Source organism: Butyrivibrio hungatei (genome assembly GCF_900101605.1).
GTDB lineage: Bacteria > Bacillota > Clostridia > Lachnospirales > Lachnospiraceae > Butyrivibrio > Butyrivibrio hungatei_B.
Window position 1 is genome coordinate 37,526 of sequence record NZ_FMUR01000023.1, and the last position, 18,331, is coordinate 55,856.

The 18,331-nt window shown below is 39.7% G+C and carries 15 protein-coding genes; 8 read left to right on the plus strand and 7 right to left on the minus strand.

From position 1 onward, the window contains the following. Window positions 1–23 precede the first annotated feature (23 nt). Together BLP87_RS14865 and BLP87_RS14870 are read left to right on the plus strand one after the other, a co-directional pair. Window positions 24–1,580 (plus strand): hypothetical protein, encoded by a 1,557-nt coding sequence (locus BLP87_RS14865; RefSeq protein WP_074463372.1) that lies wholly within the window; start codon window positions 24–26, stop codon window positions 1,578–1,580. Window positions 1,581–1,951: 371 nt separating this feature from the next. Beyond that, entirely contained in the window at window positions 1,952–3,265 is a 1,314-nt protein-coding gene (locus BLP87_RS14870) for a hypothetical protein (protein WP_143002160.1), read from the plus strand. A gap of 72 nt (window positions 3,266–3,337) precedes the next feature. On the opposite strand, the gene BLP87_RS14875 is transcribed toward BLP87_RS14870, so the two are convergent. From BLP87_RS14875 to BLP87_RS14900, 6 genes are all read right to left on the minus strand, one after another. After that, the gene (locus BLP87_RS14875) at window positions 3,338–5,605 is read right to left on the minus strand and encodes a transglutaminase-like domain-containing protein (RefSeq protein WP_074463374.1); all 2,268 of its coding nucleotides are present in this window, start codon (window positions 5,603–5,605) and stop codon (window positions 3,338–3,340) included. Then, entirely contained in the window at window positions 5,532–6,602 is a 1,071-nt protein-coding gene (locus BLP87_RS14880; protein ID WP_074463375.1) for a DUF58 domain-containing protein, read from the minus strand. The genes BLP87_RS14875 and BLP87_RS14880 overlap by 74 nt, the downstream gene beginning before the upstream one ends. Beyond that, window positions 6,599–7,522, minus strand: a complete 924-nt coding sequence (locus tag BLP87_RS14885) for an AAA family ATPase (protein ID WP_074463376.1) — start codon at window positions 7,520–7,522, stop codon at window positions 6,599–6,601. The genes BLP87_RS14880 and BLP87_RS14885 overlap by 4 nt, the downstream gene beginning before the upstream one ends. Window positions 7,523–7,663: 141 nt before the next feature. Continuing rightward, complete coding sequence (locus tag BLP87_RS14890; RefSeq protein ID WP_074463377.1) at window positions 7,664–7,981, minus strand: hypothetical protein; 318 nt, start codon at window positions 7,979–7,981, stop codon at window positions 7,664–7,666. Between the two features lie 247 nt (window positions 7,982–8,228). Further along, entirely contained in the window at window positions 8,229–10,022 is a 1,794-nt protein-coding gene (locus BLP87_RS14895; protein WP_074463378.1) for an ABC transporter ATP-binding protein, read from the minus strand. Continuing rightward, window positions 10,022–11,857: an ABC transporter ATP-binding protein gene (locus BLP87_RS14900; protein ID WP_074463379.1), complete on the minus strand. Its 1,836-nt coding sequence runs from the start codon at window positions 11,855–11,857 to the stop codon at window positions 10,022–10,024. The genes BLP87_RS14895 and BLP87_RS14900 overlap by 1 nt, the downstream gene beginning before the upstream one ends. Window positions 11,858–12,452: 595 nt before the next feature. Here BLP87_RS14900 and BLP87_RS14905 point away from each other — a divergent pair. The 6 genes from BLP87_RS14905 to BLP87_RS15905 all read left to right on the plus strand — a co-directional run bounded on the left by BLP87_RS14905 (window position 12,453) and on the right by BLP87_RS15905 (window position 17,684). After that, window positions 12,453–13,199 (plus strand): helix-turn-helix domain-containing protein, encoded by a 747-nt coding sequence (locus BLP87_RS14905; RefSeq protein WP_074463380.1) that lies wholly within the window; start codon window positions 12,453–12,455, stop codon window positions 13,197–13,199. A 33-nt stretch (window positions 13,200–13,232) separates the two neighbouring features. After that, window positions 13,233–14,162, plus strand: a complete 930-nt coding sequence (locus BLP87_RS14910) for a ParM/StbA family protein (RefSeq protein ID WP_074463381.1) — start codon at window positions 13,233–13,235, stop codon at window positions 14,160–14,162. Window positions 14,163–14,185: 23 nt separating this feature from the next. Then, a complete protein-coding gene (locus BLP87_RS14915) occupies window positions 14,186–14,530 on the plus strand; it encodes a hypothetical protein (protein ID WP_074463382.1) in 345 nt (114 codons plus the stop codon). Between the two features lie 295 nt (window positions 14,531–14,825). After that, window positions 14,826–16,139: a plasmid recombination protein gene (locus BLP87_RS14925; protein WP_074463384.1), complete on the plus strand. Its 1,314-nt coding sequence runs from the start codon at window positions 14,826–14,828 to the stop codon at window positions 16,137–16,139. Between the two features lie 189 nt (window positions 16,140–16,328). Further along, window positions 16,329–16,850 (plus strand): hypothetical protein, encoded by a 522-nt coding sequence (locus BLP87_RS14930; protein WP_074463385.1) that lies wholly within the window; start codon window positions 16,329–16,331, stop codon window positions 16,848–16,850. Between the two features lie 63 nt (window positions 16,851–16,913). Further along, a complete protein-coding gene (locus BLP87_RS15905; protein WP_074463386.1) occupies window positions 16,914–17,684 on the plus strand; it encodes a hypothetical protein in 771 nt (256 codons plus the stop codon). Window positions 17,685–18,169: 485 nt separating this feature from the next. Here BLP87_RS15905 and BLP87_RS16615 read toward each other — a convergent pair whose 3' ends face one another. Further along, complete coding sequence (locus BLP87_RS16615) at window positions 18,170–18,319, minus strand: hypothetical protein (protein ID WP_420314847.1); 150 nt, start codon at window positions 18,317–18,319, stop codon at window positions 18,170–18,172. Window positions 18,320–18,331 lie beyond the last annotated feature (12 nt).

Sequence of the window (18,331 nt, forward strand, 5' to 3'; positions counted from 1 at the left end):
CGCGCAATTACGGTGAGGAAACTATGTTTAATTGGATCTACAAGCATCAGAAATTGGTACTGTCCCTACTTATCTCAGCTTTTTTTATTTCTGTTATCCCGATATGCATTGTTGCCGGATATGATTGTGCAGCCGGAGACGATTATAAATACGGAGCAGCTCCCCACTTGGCTTACCTTTCTTCCGGTTCGGTATTTGCGGCAATTTCCGCAGCATGCAAAACTACAGTAGATATTTGGCATGGTTGGCAGGGAACATGGTTTGATGTTTTTGCTTTCGGTCTTCATCCGGAAGTTTTTTCCGAGACCGCATACGTGATTGTTCCATATATCTTTATGTTCATGCAGATTATTTCCGTATGCAGCTTTTCTTATTATTTCCTAAAGATAAAATGGAAAATTGACGGCTATTACTGGTTAATGATCGCCGTTACTTTCCTTCTTTTCAGCTTCCAGCTTGTTCCTTCACAAAAATCAGCTTTTTTCTGGTGGGTTGGTTGCATACATTACTGTATGCCGTTCTGCTTATCTCTTGTAACGATCATACTGACCGATCGTTTTTTAACTCATAACAATATATCCGATCTGGTATGGATCTCAGTAGGATATACCTTATTGGGAGGCTCCACATATCCCGCTGCTATCCTGGTTTTTTTGTCGGGACTTCTCCTTCTGCTCGTTAAATACGTGATAGAGAAAAAAAGCAGTAAAAAAGATTTTTTCCTTGTGATTCCGTACGTTTTGGAATTAATCGGTCTCGGGATCAGCATGGCCGCTCCGGGAAATGCTATCAGGGCAGCCTCTGATTTGCTCGAAGGCGCTGAACCTGCCGGCGGTTTTATTGAAACCGTAGTAAAAAGCATAGCCTTTTCAGTGGAAGAAGCCGTAACATACTTCTTTGCGGAAAAGAGTTATATGCTCATTGCTCTTATCATAATCGCAATTGTTACATGCGCATTTTTTAAACAAAACAGATTTAATATAAACAATCATGTATTTGCGCATCCTTGGTTGTTTGTTTTAACATTGTTCCTTCTAAATGCCGCCGTATACGCTCCCAGAATTTATACAGGAAACTCCGCGTCTTCAGGCTATCTGAACTTTAATATGTGGGTTTCTTTTTCATGTATGATCGCAACAGTCATATATTTATGCGGTTGGATCTATACCGTAAAAAGCATTAAGCTTCGACTTCCCGAATATGCAGAAACAATCGGAACGATACTTAGCGTTGTTGCCATCATGTTTATCATTGTCATCGGAAGGCACGGCGTAAAAGAGTATACCGATTATATCTGCCTTGACTATTATCTCTCGGGACAAGCAGCTGATTACAGGGATCAAATGAATTTGCAAAGACAGCTTATGGAAGATCCCAACGTCACTGATGTAGTTGTTCCCGAAATGAATTATGAGCAGGGTCCGCTCCAGCATATGCCTGTAAATTCGGATCCCGATAATGTTAACAGCCAAATGACTTCCGATTTTTACGGAAAAAACAGTTGCAGATCCATACCAAGACCCGAATGGATTGAAAAATACAGCACAGACAACACTGAACTTTTGGAGCAAAAGCAATGAAAACCCTCTTCAAGCATAAATCTCTATTAATCTTCATTACAACAGTAATAATGTGTTGTTTCAGCATTATGGGCGGTTGCCTTGACTACGCCGGAAATGATGATACTTTTAGAAATCTTATCAGCGCCGGGGCGTTCGGAGATATCTTCAACTTCTATATGCCATACAGCAATATACTCTATGGAGTACCTGCTTATCTTCTAAATATGATACTCCCGCAGATCAATTGGTATTATTGGATCATGGTCGGCCTCAGTGTAATTTCTATATCTGCATCTTGCAGCATATGTCTTGAAAAATGCGATCTCTTTTTAGCTGAAGCAATAACCGTCTTTATAAATATCATACTTGCGAGAGACTACTATATCGCGGTGCAGTACACCAAATCCGCTTCATTGTGGATTATATCCGGCTTTATCATCATATTTCATTCGATATGCAAAGAGAATCTGCATTGGATATGGGGCGCATTGCTCTTTGTATATGGAACCTCGGAACGCTTTAAGTGTATGTTAATGGCACTCCCTTTTTTCGCAGTATTTATAACAGTGTTCTATTTAGCGAATTACAAACAGCAGAATCTTCCAAAATTTAAAGTCATTATAAAACCGGTAATTGCGCTTGTACTTGGAATTATTATTCTATTGGTTTCCGAGCACTCCTTTAGGGCACTTCATCCCGAATGGAAAGCATACTGGGAATACGATAAGGCCAGCGTTAACCTGCGCGATTATATGGGGCTGGATTACCAACACAATCCCTCAGCATATGATTTGATCGATACTGATGAAAATGATATTGCACTTTACAGCAACTGGTTGTTTGGTGATATTGATTTTTATGATATTTCCTGGCTTAAGAATGTATACTCCATCGAACAGCCTTTCAACAATCGCAAGATAAGGCTTAGCAGCGATATTATAAAGCTGACGTTCATCAGTTTATTTGACATTCACACTCGAAATCCTTTCGAAAGCTTAGGCCCTGTATTCCTTACCTGGATTTTCATTATATTTTTATTGTTTAGAAAAAAATATACCGACAAGCTTTTCGGATTAGGTATTTTGGGCTGCACGTTAATGATGTATTGGTACTTTGCCTGCATTAACAGGTTTATGTGGCGAGTTGAAATAGGAGTATTTTTATCGGCTGTATTTCTTTCTGGGTTCTACCTGTCAATGACGCAGCAAGACATTATCCGTGTACCGTCCAAGAAAAAACAAATTTTGTTTTTATGTGTTGCGGTAATACTTTTCGGTGCTTACTCAGTAGGCATGACATACCAATGGAGATACGTCAAGGACAAGCATATTGTTGAACATGAAGCGGATATATCCGGACGTTTGGAAACATTTGTTGAAAATCCGGAAAATTTCTATATTTTGACTGATTTTTATGTAACAAATAATCCCGCATCGCTCACTTATGCAAAATGGAATAATTTATTCAGCAATTCATGCTACGCCGGAAACTGGGTATTGCCATCACCTACAGCGTTACATTCTGCGCATGAACATGGTTTTGATAATCCAATGACCGCACTTATCAGCCAGAAACCCGTCTTTCTTCACTGCGATTCGGAAGATAAGCGAAACATGATCATTACACATCTTAAAAAGATTTCAAAACATGATATTGAAGCCACCGAATTTACTGACAATATCTGGAAATTAGAAGTCAAATAATATATAAAGGGATAATCAAACTATCTAAATGCTTGATTATCCCTCAATATATCTATCTTGTAGCCTTAAACTCTATCGCATAAGTTTCTTTCGCATTTCAAAAGCAAGCTCATTTTCTTCAGCCGTTGGCTCTGTGCTATCCCCGTTTCTATAGACCACGCGGTAAAAGACATCAAATACTTTGCCAAGTTCCTCCCGAATATCCTCGGGTGCGGCTTCCTTAAAGTCAGACAACAGTCCTCTGTCTGTAAGTTTCCCTCCCGAGCGCTTTATAAGGATTCTTTTTATCTGTTCAACATCATAAAAGAGCTTTTGCCTTGGCGTTCCGTATCTGTAGCGCAAAACCTTTATCAGATAGATTCCAAGGACCAGCATGATTATGACAGCAACGGTAAATACCACAGTCGGCAAGAACACCTTAACTGCCAAAAGTACGGAGACTTTCTCCTCTTCTTCATCTTCATCAACCTTAACGGAAGCTTTTGATGAATCATACGGATTGATTCCGCTATGATATTCCGAAGTCCACTTATTATCCGCATCATTACTGCTTCTATGCCATGACGTATTGGATAAGGCATAATATGCCGCTGTCGGCTCAAACGGGATCCATCCCACATTCTCAATATAGGCCTCAGGCCAGACATGTGCGCACCCTGAACTGACTTCATATTTATCTTTCCTGTCAAAAGGAAATGCATATCTAAATCCGCTTGCTGCCCTTGCAGGAATCCCCAAAAGTCGCAGTAACATTATCATGGAAGATGTATAGTGGACACAATATCCTTTTTTCGTATCAAAAAGAAATCTCTCCGCGATATCCGCCATTCCCTCCGCCGTACTCATATTTGATTCGGAATTATATCCTCCGACTGCATCCTTGCTGTACGGATACTGTCTGAGATATTCCTCCAAAAACCTGCACTTATCATAGTCTGATTCAGCTCCTGAAGTAACCTTATCCGCAAGCTCCTTAAGTTCCGGGGTGACTCCCGTCACATCCAGATACTCGCTTTTTGCGCCGTTCCCAATCTCAGCCAAAGCCTCCTCATACTCATCACGGCTCATCATCTCGGTAAATTGTATTCCCCATAGCCCACTAACATAGTCGCATACTTCATCATATGTGAGCTTTGGAAGTTCTGTGGGTGCATCTTTTAACATCGAGGTAAGCTCAGGACTTGCGTAGTCTATATCCAGATACTTTACACTTATTCTATATCCCTTTCTGTGAGCTTTTTCGCTGACGCCTTCCCGAACTTTTTTCTCGCCCTCGGTCACAAGTAGCGCTCTCGACGGCACTATCACATCCTTTGTGTCTATATAAGCATACTCAAGGTCAATGTTCAAAACTTCAGTAAACGTCAGCGCCCTTTCCCTGTCTGTCCCATTTGCATACAAAAAAGCTATAAATTCGGCAAACTGCGCCTTATCTGTTCCTATTCCGCCCGCAAGATACAGCGTCTTTCTAAGCTTTGTATTTTTCCCCGTCTCCTCATCCAAATATGTATAATAAGGCGCGTCTATAGACTCGATAATAAGCTGCGTTCTTTCGCCCTCTGTGATCTTTTTTCCGGTTGAGGTAAAAGAACTGTAGCCTGCCGTATAACTGTCTCCAAAAGCAAACGAAAAGCGATAAGATATATCCGAAGCAATGCTCTCAATCCTATAGACAAACCTGTGCCCCAGATCCACCGCTTTAGTCCAGTCTATAGGCTCTTTTTTCATCGGAACTATCAGTGTAATTATCGCAATTATCAGGAAATAATATATTGGGAACGGAAATCTGTTCCTTTCGTAAAAAAATGTCTGAACAGCCGAAAGCGTCAGCGCAACAAGGCATATGCACATCACTTTCTCAGCCGGATTATCGCCCGTAAAGCTGCTCCTTCCAATAAAAAGTGCCAGTGCAATGATATCCAAGATCAGTGCAGCATATAGCAGTTTCTTTTCCCTATTCGAGATGAAATGAATTGCCAGTCTCAAGACCACTCCCAAGATCATTGCCGGAAGAAGAACCGGAAGCGCAGACAGATCTTTTAGCAAAAAGAATAAGAAAAGCGCAGGTACAGTCGAAAATACCGCTGCGGCAATTCCCGAAACAAAAAGACGGAATATATAGTAAAGTGCAGTAAACAGCATAAAGAACAAGGTCGTCCAAAACGAAAAATAATTATCTCCGGCAGCAAAACCATCACCCATGACAATACCGCAGATTTCCGCAAAAACCGCAACAAAAGCAAAGGCAAATAGTGTACATACCGCCTCAATCGCAAATACTGATAAAATTTTCTCCCGCCCCGGGATTTTCAGTGATAACGATCCATGTTTCTCTGTCATTTTTATTACTCCTGCAAGCTTTTTCCAGATCACAGATTTTGTTATATTCCAAGTCCGATGAATAGAACACTCCGTCTGAAACCGTGTTGTAAAACTCCATAAAACTTTCGCGGGAATCGACAAACTGCTCTCTTACTACCCCCGCAGGATAAACAATGTTTACGGGAATTCCCTGATTTCCGAACAGCCATGCCGCCGAAACCACAAACTCAAGAAAATAATCACGCTTTATCAGAAAATCCGTATCCTGCTCGCTCTCAGGCGTATTGTCAGCATTCATCAGGATAGACAGCGTTCTTTTTTCCATCTTGTCGGGAACTCTGACCATGAGCTTTGACGCTTTTGCCGAGACCTTCCAGTTAACAGCCGAAAGACTGTCTCCTTTTACATACGGGCGTATGTCATTTCCCGGAGTGTCTTCAAAAAGCCTCTCACTCTTTCGTCCGCGACTACTGTACAGATTCTCAAGGTCCAGGGTTTTCCCCGCGATTTCAGTTATCCTTGGCTTTACGACAGCACGAAACGAATACGGAATGTTGAATGTTGCGGAAACAATATGAAACGGGTCGGTAAAAGATACATTCTCGATCCCGACGTCATAAACTCCCGCAAAGAGGCAGTTTACACCCGAAAACAGCTCTTTTTTCTCATGGATATCAAGGGAAAGTTTTGTTTTATCAGGAATTTCATAGAGATTACAGCGGCTTTTGAATGTGCCGATCTCCATATTGTGGATGGGGAGAACCCCCGCATTTTCGATAAGCGCACGGTACTTGTGATCCTCACCCTTGGTGAGCTTGTGAACTTCAACTTCCTGATAGACTCTCAGGAAGGCATAATTTAAGAAAATATATATGATTGAAACGGGAATGATCGATAAAAGCGCAAAAAGCGGCGCATAAGCAACAGGACCGCCATAAAAACTCGCAAAAACTATGCCGGCTGTAAGTGCTGCAAGATATACGATCAGTCCTTTTTTAATAATTGTTATCTTCATGGTACGCTGACTTTTCCAACGATGGTCTTGATCAAGTCATTACTTGTTATATGACTTAGCCTTGCTTCTTTCGTAAGTATCAGTCTATGAGGAAGCGTGAGTTTTGCTGCATCTGCGATATCCTCTGGAATACAATAATCTCTGTCCGCAAGATATGCTATGGCCTGGGCGCACCTTAACATGGCCAAAAGAGCTCTCGGCGAAGCACCGACAGCGATCTCCGGCTTATTTCTGGTCGCATCGATAATATTCACCGCATAGCTTCGCAGATTATCTTTTACAGTGACCGATGCAACATCTTTTCTCATATCAAGGATATCTTTTCCCAAAAGAACAGCCTTCGTCTCTTCATGAAGACTGCCCAAAAGAAATCTCTCCGCCATATCTTCCGATGCCTTCGTGTCGGGATAGCCCACAGACAGCCTTATCATAAAGCGGTCGAGCTGTGCTTCGGGAAGCGGGTATGTTCCCGCCATATCCACAGGATTCTGCGTTCCGATCACCATAAAAGGCTGCGGAACATCAATAGCCTTACCGTCTATTGTAACCCTATTTTCCTCCATTACTTCAAGCAGAGCCGACTGCGTCTTGGGCGAAGTTCTGTTAAGCTCATCCGCAAGAACGATATTACTGACAACCGGTCCCGGCATCACTGAGAATTCACCTTTTTTTGAATCATAGATTGAAATGCCCGTTATATCTGACGGCATTGTATCAGGGGTACACTGAATCCTTGCAAAAGAAAGAGACACTGAATCCGCAAGTGCCTTTGCAAGCGTAGTCTTGCCGACTCCCGGCACATCTTCCAAAAGAACATGTCCTCCTGCCAAAAGTGCGATCATGATCTTCTCGATCACATCGCCTTTTCCGACTATTCTCTTTTCTATGCTGTCCTTCAACTTCTGCGCCGATTCATTCATAGTGCGCGCCCTCCCAAGACTTGACCTATATAAGTATTATAACGTTAATTGATACACGCATCTACAGCGGTGCTTTATTTATATCATAGAGAAGAATTACTCAATGATATAAATAAAGCCGGGAGTTTGTACTCCCAGCTCTTACTTAGTCTCATACAAAACTCCGGTATAGTTTGCACACTTCATACCGTAGTCAAGCTCTTCGGAATGGTCATACTTAAGATTTCCCTTAAACCATTTTCCGTCTTCAAATTCTTCAAAACCTATAATATCCTGTATTTCTTCTTCTGTTGCGTAATTAATCCTTACGCTTTTGATCTTTTGCTCAGTCTTTTTGTACAAAAGACTTCCCGTGAATACCGCAGCGATAACGAGAAAAGTAAATGTAAATGCTATTATATTCGCCCTTCGCAATCGTCTGCATAAATTATCTATTCTTTCTGTTCCTTCCAAATTCATCCTAGGTCCTCCCTTTCTACAAAAAAAGACACTATCATTTAGATGCATTTTTTCAAAAAAGACAGAAAAAACACCCCCTGCAGACTATATAATACTACAATAGGGCGTTTTTATCAATAAATCGTCAGTTTTTGCCCGTTATTGATTCTTAATAGTCCCGCATAAAAAATAGCAATAAAAGGGAGCTGGAAAAAATGATTTCTCATTTTTTCACAGCCCCCTTTAAGTTTTTTATATACTATCTCCATTATGCAGTTTCATATCTTCCCGCCTGAACACGCCACATTTCAGCATACTTCCCGTTCATCTCAAGGAGACTTTCGTGAGTGCCTTCTTCTACTATGCAGCCTTTTTCAAGAAGAATGATACGGTCTGCGTCGCGGGTAGTGGAAAGTCTGTGGGAGATGTAGAATACCGTCTTTCCCTTTGCAGCTGATTCCATTGCCTTATTAAGCTCATATTCAGCGATGGGATCAAGAGCGCTGCTTGGCTCATCCATGATGAGAATGTCCGCATCCTTGTAAAAAGCTCTGGAAATGGCAATCTTCTGGCTCTCTCCTCCTGAGAAGTTAATACCATCCTTATCAAATTCGGTGGTAACCTGTGTGTCAAGGCTATGTGGAAGAGTCTGTAAACGCTTGGAAAAACCAGCCCTCTCTAAAGCCTCTTTCGCTGCCTCCTCTGAATAATCTCCGGCCTTAGAATCCGTCATCAAAACATTTTCAAGTAAGGTTGCCCCATACATCTGATAATCCTGGAAAACAACACCTATACGTCGCCTGTAGTCGCAGGGCTTGTAGTCTTTAATATCTTTTCCGTGATATGTAATAGTGCCCTCTGTAGGGTCATAAAGGCGCATCAGGAGCTTGATAAGTGTTGTTTTGCCTGCGCCGTTGTAGCCTACAATGGCGATCTTCTCTCCGGGCTTTACCTTAAGCGTGATGTCTTTTAACGTCTCATCCGCATCTTCCGAGTATTTAAAGCTTACATGTTTTAAGGATAGTTCCGCGTTGTTGGAAGGCACTGTTTCGCCCACATTTAATTCCATCTTGGGCTTGTAATCAAGAAATGCCCTTATCTTATCGATGTAAAGACTGTTTTCCTGTGCCATTGGAACAACATCCGCAATATTGGCAAAGCCTCGTCTTAAGCTTGATGTACGGTTGAAAAGCACCACCGCGTCACTGTAGGCAAGAGTCTTAAGTACCGTAGCCTTAAAAACAAGGTATGTGATGTAAAGGCCGTCCATTATAAAATCTCCCACCACATAATCCCTTGTGAAGTTAAGGAAAGTTCTCTTTAAGCCCACCCTCTTCTGTTCCTTTGCGATCTCGTCGTTTGTTTCTTCAAATTCTTTCTCAAGTTTGTCCCCAACCTTTGGATGAAGCCTCAATTCCTTGGCATAATCGTTCAGGTAAAAGACACGGCTTACATAGTTACGCTTTCTCTCAAGGGGATTGACCTTAAGACGCACGTCAAAGTTTAACTTGTTAAGGACTCGTGAAACCAAAAATCTTAATACAAAAGATGCAAGAACAAAAAGTATGCCGGTAGCATCCGTCATGATATAGAAAGCACCTGTGGTGACAATGACCGTTATGCCCTGCACCATCATGTTACACATTTTAAGAAATCTGTTGATGGAGCTTTCCGCCTCTGCCACAGCTAAAACAAAATCGTTATAATACTTTGGATTGTCGTAGCAGGAAAGATCTATCTCAGCCGCTTTTTCATACATCTTCTCTTTTAACGAGCGGTAAAGCATGGGCTTGGCTTTGTAAGTCCAGCCGTGAATGAAATAGCCATCGGGAATGATCTGTATCATATTGATCAAAAGGATTACTCCTATATATGCAAATGCCTTCCAAAAGGGCTCATGAAACTCTGCACAATGAAGCACATACCTTATTCCCAATACATGCTCAAGGAATATTATGCCCTGATATCTGAAACCATCATAGAGGTGGTAGATCATATAACCGGGACAGACTTTAAAACAAAGTTTCCATAGAAACCACTGATTCTTTATCACTTTTTTCATCAGGCAATACCTCCTTCCTCTGAAAGGGCGAGGTAATTTTTCGCCTGCTTGGTATACATATCGGCGTATATGCCCTTTAACTCCATTAACGACCTGTGGTCTCCCTCTTCCTTTACGGTACCGCCGGACAAAAGATATACCTTATCCGCGTTCTGAACAGAAGAGAGCCTGTGAGAAATAAAAACAAGAGTATTGTTCTTACAAGTCTCGTATATATTGTCATAAAGCTTTGCCTCAGCTATTGGGTCAAGTGCACTGCTTGGCTCATCAAATACCTTGAAGGGACATTCCTTTACAAAGGCTCTGGCAACAACAATCTTCTGGAATTCGCCGCCCGATAACACAGCCCCCTCATCGTCAAACTCGTGGGTAAGTGTGGTATCCATACCATTCTTAAGGCTAATCACCTTATCGTATGCACCGGATAGCTTAAGAGCCTCTTCAACTCTTTCCTTTCGTTTGTCCTCCGGAATATCTTCACCCATTATTACATTGTCCATAACGGACATAGAGAACATCCGATGATCCTGAAATGCGGTAGCAAAAAGAGCTCTGTACTTTTTTAAGTCATACTCTTTAATGTTGCGTCCGTTAAGTAAGATCTCACCCTGTGTGGGATCGTAGAATCTTAAAAGAAGCTTTATAAGTGTTGTTTTTCCTGCGCCGTTATGACCTACAAGGGCGTAGGTGTTGCCTCCGATGAATTCCATATTCACATGGGAAAGAACCTCTTTATCCTTATAGGAAAAAGACACATCCTTAAATACCAGGGACTTTATCTCTTTTCCCGGATCGTCTCCCTCGTAATCCTCCGGAATGCGCTCCTTATATTCAAGGAAGGTACGAAGATATTCAATAAAAAGACCATTCTTAAAGATAGCCGTTAAAGACTCCGTAAAGCCGATAAGGATAAAGGTGGTGGATACCATCATGCTGGTGATGACCGCTAATTCAGCAAGGGACATGGAGTTACTTACAATGGTTCTGTAGGCTCCGTAGATCAATAAACCTTCAAAGATAAAGGTGAATGTGAACATTACATACAACCAGTGAAGTACTACTGCTTTCTTCGTATATTTCTTGGTAACATCCGCAAGCCCTGTGATAGCCTCCTTGTACTGCCTTCTCATTAAGGAGAACACATCCGTAAGGCGCATTTCCTTAGCGTATTCGGGAAGATACATAACACGGTTGATATAAGCAATACGGCGGTTATGGGGCGCCATATCCTTATTCCTTGCATAATCAAGATGACTTATTATTCTGTTAAAAACAAAATTTCCGATAACGGGGAAAATAATGAAAAGAACCGATATCTTATCAACCTGGAACATGAAAACAAAAGCGCATACGCTTGCTATTGCGCCGAAGATCGTCTTAAATACAGCCTGTACTGTTTCATCAAGACGGGTATCTGCTTTTTCCATGGCAAGGGTATATTTATCGTAGAATTCATTGTTTTCAAAGCATTCAAGTTCCACATTTCTGGATTTCTTAAATAACTTTGTATAAAGACCTTTATTGATGGTTGCGGCGTTTATTGGATATATATATCCTACAAGACACCTTCCGTAGAAGCTCATTAAACACATCACGACTGCCACTATTATTACAAATGTCATAATGTGAAAAAAGCCGTCTCCAGCCTCCAAAGAATTGACAACAAAGCGCATAAAAAACGCACTGTAAAAAAGCCATTCAAAATAACCCAGGAACTGTATAACAGCGCTGTGGGCAACCTGCGAAGGACAGATCTTTGATAGAAGTTTACATGCGTACAGGTTGTTCTTAACTGCCCTCATGCGGGATATTTCCCGCTTCTTTTTTTCAGCCATTTTTATCTCCTCAGTACAAATATTTTAGTCTTATAGCTTGTGTTTATAGTAAAAAATTGGGGCTTAATTGGTAAAGGTACTTATTTTTTATCTTTTGTTTTTTATATGCAAAAGTCAAGGATAAAGAGGCCAAAAAAGAGATTTCGGATGCAATGACTGGAATCATATCATTGAAAGATTATCCTGACAAGTAAAAATAACAATACTATAGAGAGCTTTTTGTGTTATCAGATGATTATTCAATAAATAAATTGAATCTGGTAGAAAAATGGTAGAACTGAGATAAAAAATAAGGGGTTGCAAATCTGCAAACCCTTGAAAATACTGAGTCGGAATGACAGGATTCGAACCTGCGGCCTCTGCGTCCCGAATATTGAGGGCGATTTTTTATCTTTTACCATTATTTCCCAAATCGGCTTATCTACTGCACTTTTATTTGAGCCTATATCCAATATAACACAGGATAAAGCGTAATAAAAAATAAATAAAGCATTTTGGTTAGAACAAAAGTTAGAACAAAAAAGCTTTTTGAGAGTCTTTCAATAAGAAATCTCAAGAAGCTTTTTAATTACCTGAAAATAAAAGGAGCAAATGAATGGCAGTATTAAAAAATAAAACTCAGGGAAACTATACCATAGTCTCCCAAAACATTATGAGAGACAGGAACTTATCACTAACAGAACGTGGTATGCTTTTGACTCTTCTTTCTTTACCAGATAATTGGAATTTTACGATAAAAGGCCTTTGTCAAATACTCCCAGATGGAAAGGCCAAAATTTCTAATACCCTTAACAGTCTAATTGAAAAAGGCTATATCACTAGAGAACAAAATAGGGATAGTGGAGGCAAATTTGATTCAACTAACCTTGAGATTCACGAATCTCCTATCACATCACCCTCACCTGATGCTGAGGACATAAAGGTAATTAAGGATTTTTCCATAAAACCAGAATCTTCACCGTGTCCTAAAAATCCGGATGCGGGAAATCGGGATACGAGAAAACCGCATCCGGATAATTCGCCACAATATATTAATAATAAATCTAATAACTATAAATCTATTATTCAAGAAGTGTGTAAGGAAGACACGCTCACTAACAACGAATATGAAGATTTGGTTTCAAAATTTGGCAAGGGAAATGTTGATTATCAGATACAGCGAATCAAGAATCGTGGTTATAAGGGATGCCTTAATTACAATACCGTAAAGACCTGGTGTAGGGAGCGGCTTGACAGGCCCGCCACTTTTCAGAATTCGCCACCCAAAACTAATACCTTCTGCAATTTTCAACAGAACAAATATGACTTTGAAGAGCTTGAAAGACAGCTCTTATGCAACTAAAAACCAAACAAACAACATGGAGGAATTAAAAGTATGAAAGATTTATATGTAGATGGAAAGTTAGTGATCGGAATTGACCACGGATATGGAAACATGAAAACAAGAAATTCAGTTTTTAAGAGTGGCGTTAAAACCTATAGCGAAGAGCCTGCTGTTGCAACAAATGTTTTGCAACTTGATGGTATTTACTACGTTATAGGCGAGAGCCATAAAGTATTCATTGCCAATAAAGATGAGGATAATGACTACTATATTCTCACCTTGGCAGCAATTGCCAAAGAACTTGAAATCAGAAGCTTAAGATCATCTGACTTGATACTTGCAGTAGGGCTTCCCCTTCACTGGATGTCTAAGCAGAAAAGCTCATTCAGAGATTACCTGATGAGAAAATCTGAAATCAGTTACAGGTACTGCGGTAAGTATTATCACATCAGAATATGTGACGTAGCAATCTATCCACAGGGATATGCTGCCATAGCAGCTTCTCTTGGTGATTACAAGGGAGTGCATATGCTGGCTGACATAGGCAATGGCACTATGAACACCCTAGTGATCACGAACGGGCGCCCGCTATCTGATAAGAAGTTTACAGATAAAATTGGGGTTCATGAGTGCGTAAAGCATATCATGAACGAGGTTCAGGCCGAATGTGGAAAAATTCCTGCAGAAAGCATTATTGAGGATTTTCTCATCAATGGAAATGCCGAGATTTCAGAGAGAATACAGAATGTAATGCGCAGAGAAGCAGTCAGATATACGAAGATGATATTTGATAGGCTCAGCGAATATGAATATGATCCGGAGCTTGTTAAGCTTCATATCATCGGAGGTGGAGGATGCCTCATCAGAAACTTTGGAAAATATGATGAGGCGAGTGTTGAAATCATTGATGACATTTGTGCAACAGCAAAGGGCTATGAAGAATTGTACATGGCTCAGCATTTAAGGGGGAAGGGAGCTTAAGCTCTCTTCCATGAGGTAATGTCATGGATGAAAAAAGACTAAGCATTAGATTTCGAATGGATAATGAACTTGATAGAAAAGCCTGGGAGAATCTCCAGAGAATGGCCATGAAAGAAAAAACATCCAAGAACACTATCGCTCTCAGGCTTATCTGCGAGGGAGCAGAAAAGAATGAGTTTTGCTCGCTGGATGCTATAGCAGAAAAAATAGCTGAACTGATTGCTGGTAAGATTTCCGTATCTGCCAATAACAGAGAAACTATTGATACAACCACAAAGGTTCCTGAAGATGAAAATATACAGGAGCCGCAGAATTCCGAACTAAGACCTATCAGTGAGGAAGTCCTTAGTTTTCTCGATGGATTTTGAATGGCATCAGAATGATGCCGAGAAATACTTGTGGCATCAATTTAATGCCACATTAAGGAAAACTAAGATTGCTGAAGCTATCACCTTCAGCAATAGAGCTGCCGCTTCTTTGGCAGCGGGGCTCTCCGCCCAGGAGTCCCTCGGAAGAGCTCCGTGTGGTTTTGATACGAAGTGTCAAAACTACTTAGGAGTTACTTCTGGCAGAAGTAACAAGACCTGAAAATCCGACGGAACATTGATAATTTCAATTATAAATAATCTATCAGAAATATAAAAGGAAAGGAAGTGAGTTTATATGGTTACAACAATTTCTTTTGTAGCAGGAAAAGGGAGCTTGTCTCATAATAACAGGACATTTATTGCAGAAAATGTCATTGAAGAAAGAATAGAATTGGATGAATTCTATAAGCAGGAATCTTTAGAAGATGCCTACGATAAAATGTTTAGACAGGCAATTGATGAATATAATGCAAAGCAGACGCGAAAAGACCGTAAAATTGACAATTATATTACAAAGATAAAAAATTCTAAGAACAATGAAAAGATTTTTTATGAGAACGTAGTCCAGATAGGAAGAATGACGGATTTTGGAGTTGTGGATGAAAATGGCAATGTGACCGAGAATGCCCTGCTTGCAAAAGAGATTCTTGATATATATGCAAAAACATTCCAAGAGCGAAATCCCAATCTTTACCTGTTTAATGCTGTTTTGCATATGGATGAAGCAACGCCACATCTGCACCTTGATTATATACCGGTTGCACATAATTATAAGACCGGAATGAAAACCAGAAACAGTCTTACAAAGGGCTTACAACAGATGGGAATAGAAAAAGCCACTTCTAAGATAGATAACGAGACAGTTCATTGGCAGGAAAGAGAACGAGATTATCTTAAAGGTTTATGTGAAGAACGAGGTATTGAAATTGTGACGCTGGGTGTGGATCGTGATGATTATACAATTCCTGAATATAAAGCGGCTATGAAAGCTAAAGAAGAAGCGGAAGCTGAAATTGAAATACTTAAGTCAGAAAAAGCAGAATTAAATCAGTTTATTCAGATGGCAAATTATGAGGCGCATGGTTTGGCTGTCGGAATCGATGATAAAGAAGAAAAGTTAAAAGATATCGAGAAAAGGATAAAAGAAGCTGAAAAGCTAAGGATTGATAATGAAAAAAGAATTCAAGACTTTGCAGATGATGATAAAAAAATCAGTAATGAATTGGCTAAGATCAACAAAGAAGCAATAGGTGTTCCGAATTTGTTTGGCAACGAGCCAATGATAAAGATTTCAAAAAAATCTTTCGACAAGCTCATTAAGATATGCAAATCTGTCAGTAGTTTCAAGCAACTGTTCTATCGCAAAGAAGCAGAACTAGCATTAGCTAATAAGCAGATAGTAAAACTTCAAGAAGGTGAAAATGCATTAAAAGAAAGGAATTCAGCACTTGAACGATTTATTAAAGAGAAAGGATTTGCTGAAGCTTTTAGGAAATTCTTAGAACCTAAGAGTATTAGGGAATATATTCGTGAGTATAAGGCAAAGCAGGCTGCAAATAATAGAGAGAAAAAAGAAGAAACTTCAAGAAAGCACAATATTGAAAGATAAACCTACATTAACAGGAACGTGTTAATACTTGAAAATGTTTGCTATTGCAGATATAATTACATTGTTTTTAGTGAAAAATATAGAAACGGAATTACAATTATATACTATGTATGACAAATTAATTTTTGGGGATAAAATGTCGATACAATTTATGCAAAAAACATTTAATATAACAAGGAGGATTTAGTTATGAGAACAAAAGTAGCACTACTTGGTAAGAAAAAAATTGTTAGTTGGATTTTGCCCATATTGTTGGTTGTTGTTATGTCTTTGGTAACGACAATAGATGTTTATGCTGCAACAGGGAAGAAGAAAGTTAATACGTCGGGAAAAATGAGCGTGGCACTAAATGTAGGGACAACAGGTAATTCGAATATAGTATCAATTCCGGTATCAGGCTTGCCGTCAGACGCAGTGATTACAAAACTAGAAGTTAATACAGGGTCATTGAGTTTTCAAGGTGGTGTGGCCACAAATTATTTAACTATAACAAGTTCTAATGGTAGGACTGAGCGAATATCGTGGGGCGGTGCAGGAAATACGACATTAACTGCGCGTAATTTTATAGCTTCACCAGCAAATGGAACGTATTTATTATCGTTTAACAGTACTTGTATTGGTGGTGCAATTTTAGGGGGAAGGATATCAAATATTGGAACAAAAACATATACTAATCCCTATATTACTATATATTGGGATGATACCTATTGATGTTGTGTTTAAAACAGGAATAAATTGTAAGCGTCAATTGGGTATTAGGAAGGATATGTTTTAATGAATATAAATGGTATTTTTAGAGAAAAAATTGGTAAAATAGAGTATTATTCAACTGAAAATAAAGTGGGTAACTCGTACGCTAATAAAGGCGCATCAAATAAAGATAGGGATACCATTGAAATATCAAAAGAAGCGTATTCAGCACAGCAAGATAGTCAAATGACTGCAGCTTCGGGAAAAGATACATTGGGAATATCAAAGGGAGATAAAGAGAATACTTTTGTAATTCACTTTGCAGATTCTGCAATGGTGAGTAGAGCAGTTTCTCGTGGCTATATTACTGTTAATGGAAGTAGAATAGAATTGTCGGATGATATTAAGAAAAGGCTTATAGAAACTGACAAACAAGCTGAAGCAGATAGAATGGCAGCTTTTAACGACTATGTTATGCAACATGAACTGGCTGTAGCTCAGCAGCAAAGAGAAGCATGGAAAAAAGCAGCAGAGGAATCATCAGATGCTTTCGAAATTGCTGCGAAAATATCAAGTGGCAGAGCAATAACAAGTAGTGAGGCTCAAAAACTCATGAAATTTGATCCACAATTATATGCAATGGCAATGAGTGTTCAGGCGATGTCAAAAAATCAAGAAAAACAGGGAGGCATGAGGAGCGATTATAACACCTATACTCATCAAAGAAACGTAGAAGGTGTTGACTGGTCTCAGTTTGAATGGAAAACATATGAAAGCCGAATTACGGTATCGTTGGAAGATAACACAGTAGGAGATGTTTTTGAAGGTGAAATTATATTAAATGCTGGTGAATGAAAAAGTGGTTTGTATTAGTGAGCGTGTTTAATGAGTTTCTGGTACCTGTTTGGTACCCAAAATCATCAAAAACATAATAAATGATGCGAATATTAATAATTGTCTTAAAGGAAATACTGTAAGAGCGCCATTTGTCATTAGGATTAACATTGGTCTGAACAGTGAGGGTGGACGTACAGTTGAATCAGGTAAGGTTGCTACAATCGTTGAGTTATAAGAGAAAAAATAGTTACTGTGAGATAAAAAATCGTGTCGGTTCAAAATGAACCGGCACGATTTTTTATTGCATTAAATATTGTTAAATAATGCATATACTGTTCATAGTAACCATTCTTAAGCCCTTCATTCATGATGATTCTTGTCTATTTGGTACAAGCATCTTGTAATACTCGGACGTTAGTTCCGCAATTATCCGGACAAGGTTTCTACTAATATCCGGACAAGATTCCTGTATCAAGTGGACAAGATGACATCTATTTTTTATATTACTCGCTTGCCGTCTTATTGTCATCTCCGGCGTCAGCCGGCATATGTTCTATCGTAGGACGGCGGGAAGGACCTTTTAGGTCGAACCTATACGCATTGCGCACTATGCGGTCCAAGACCGCATCTGCAATCGTTTGATCTTTGAAAATTGAAACCCAATT

What these genes read in the sequence shown, in the direction of transcription:
- BLP87_RS14875 (WP_074463374.1), bottom strand. Translation starts at nt 5,605, where the DNA reads ATGACAGAGAAACATGGATCGTTATCACTGAAAATCCCGGGGCGGGAG.
- BLP87_RS14925 (WP_074463384.1), top strand. Translation starts at nt 14,826, where the DNA reads ATGGTTACAACAATTTCTTTTGTAGCAGGAAAAGGGAGCTTGTCTCAT.
- BLP87_RS14880 (WP_074463375.1), bottom strand. Translation starts at nt 6,602, where the DNA reads ATGAAGATAACAATTATTAAAAAAGGACTGATCGTATATCTTGCAGCA.
- BLP87_RS14905 (WP_074463380.1), top strand. Translation starts at nt 12,453, where the DNA reads ATGGCAGTATTAAAAAATAAAACTCAGGGAAACTATACCATAGTCTCC.
- BLP87_RS14915 (WP_074463382.1), top strand. Translation starts at nt 14,186, where the DNA reads ATGGATGAAAAAAGACTAAGCATTAGATTTCGAATGGATAATGAACTT.
- BLP87_RS15905 (WP_074463386.1), top strand. Translation starts at nt 16,914, where the DNA reads ATGAATATAAATGGTATTTTTAGAGAAAAAATTGGTAAAATAGAGTAT.
- BLP87_RS14900 (WP_074463379.1), bottom strand. Translation starts at nt 11,857, where the DNA reads ATGGCTGAAAAAAAGAAGCGGGAAATATCCCGCATGAGGGCAGTTAAG.
- BLP87_RS14930 (WP_074463385.1), top strand. Translation starts at nt 16,329, where the DNA reads ATGAGAACAAAAGTAGCACTACTTGGTAAGAAAAAAATTGTTAGTTGG.
- BLP87_RS14885 (WP_074463376.1), bottom strand. Translation starts at nt 7,522, where the DNA reads ATGAATGAATCGGCGCAGAAGTTGAAGGACAGCATAGAAAAGAGAATA.
- BLP87_RS14890 (WP_074463377.1), bottom strand. Translation starts at nt 7,981, where the DNA reads ATGAATTTGGAAGGAACAGAAAGAATAGATAATTTATGCAGACGATTG.
- BLP87_RS14865 (WP_074463372.1), top strand. Translation starts at nt 24, where the DNA reads ATGTTTAATTGGATCTACAAGCATCAGAAATTGGTACTGTCCCTACTT.
- BLP87_RS14910 (WP_074463381.1), top strand. Translation starts at nt 13,233, where the DNA reads ATGAAAGATTTATATGTAGATGGAAAGTTAGTGATCGGAATTGACCAC.
- BLP87_RS14895 (WP_074463378.1), bottom strand. Translation starts at nt 10,022, where the DNA reads ATGAAAAAAGTGATAAAGAATCAGTGGTTTCTATGGAAACTTTGTTTT.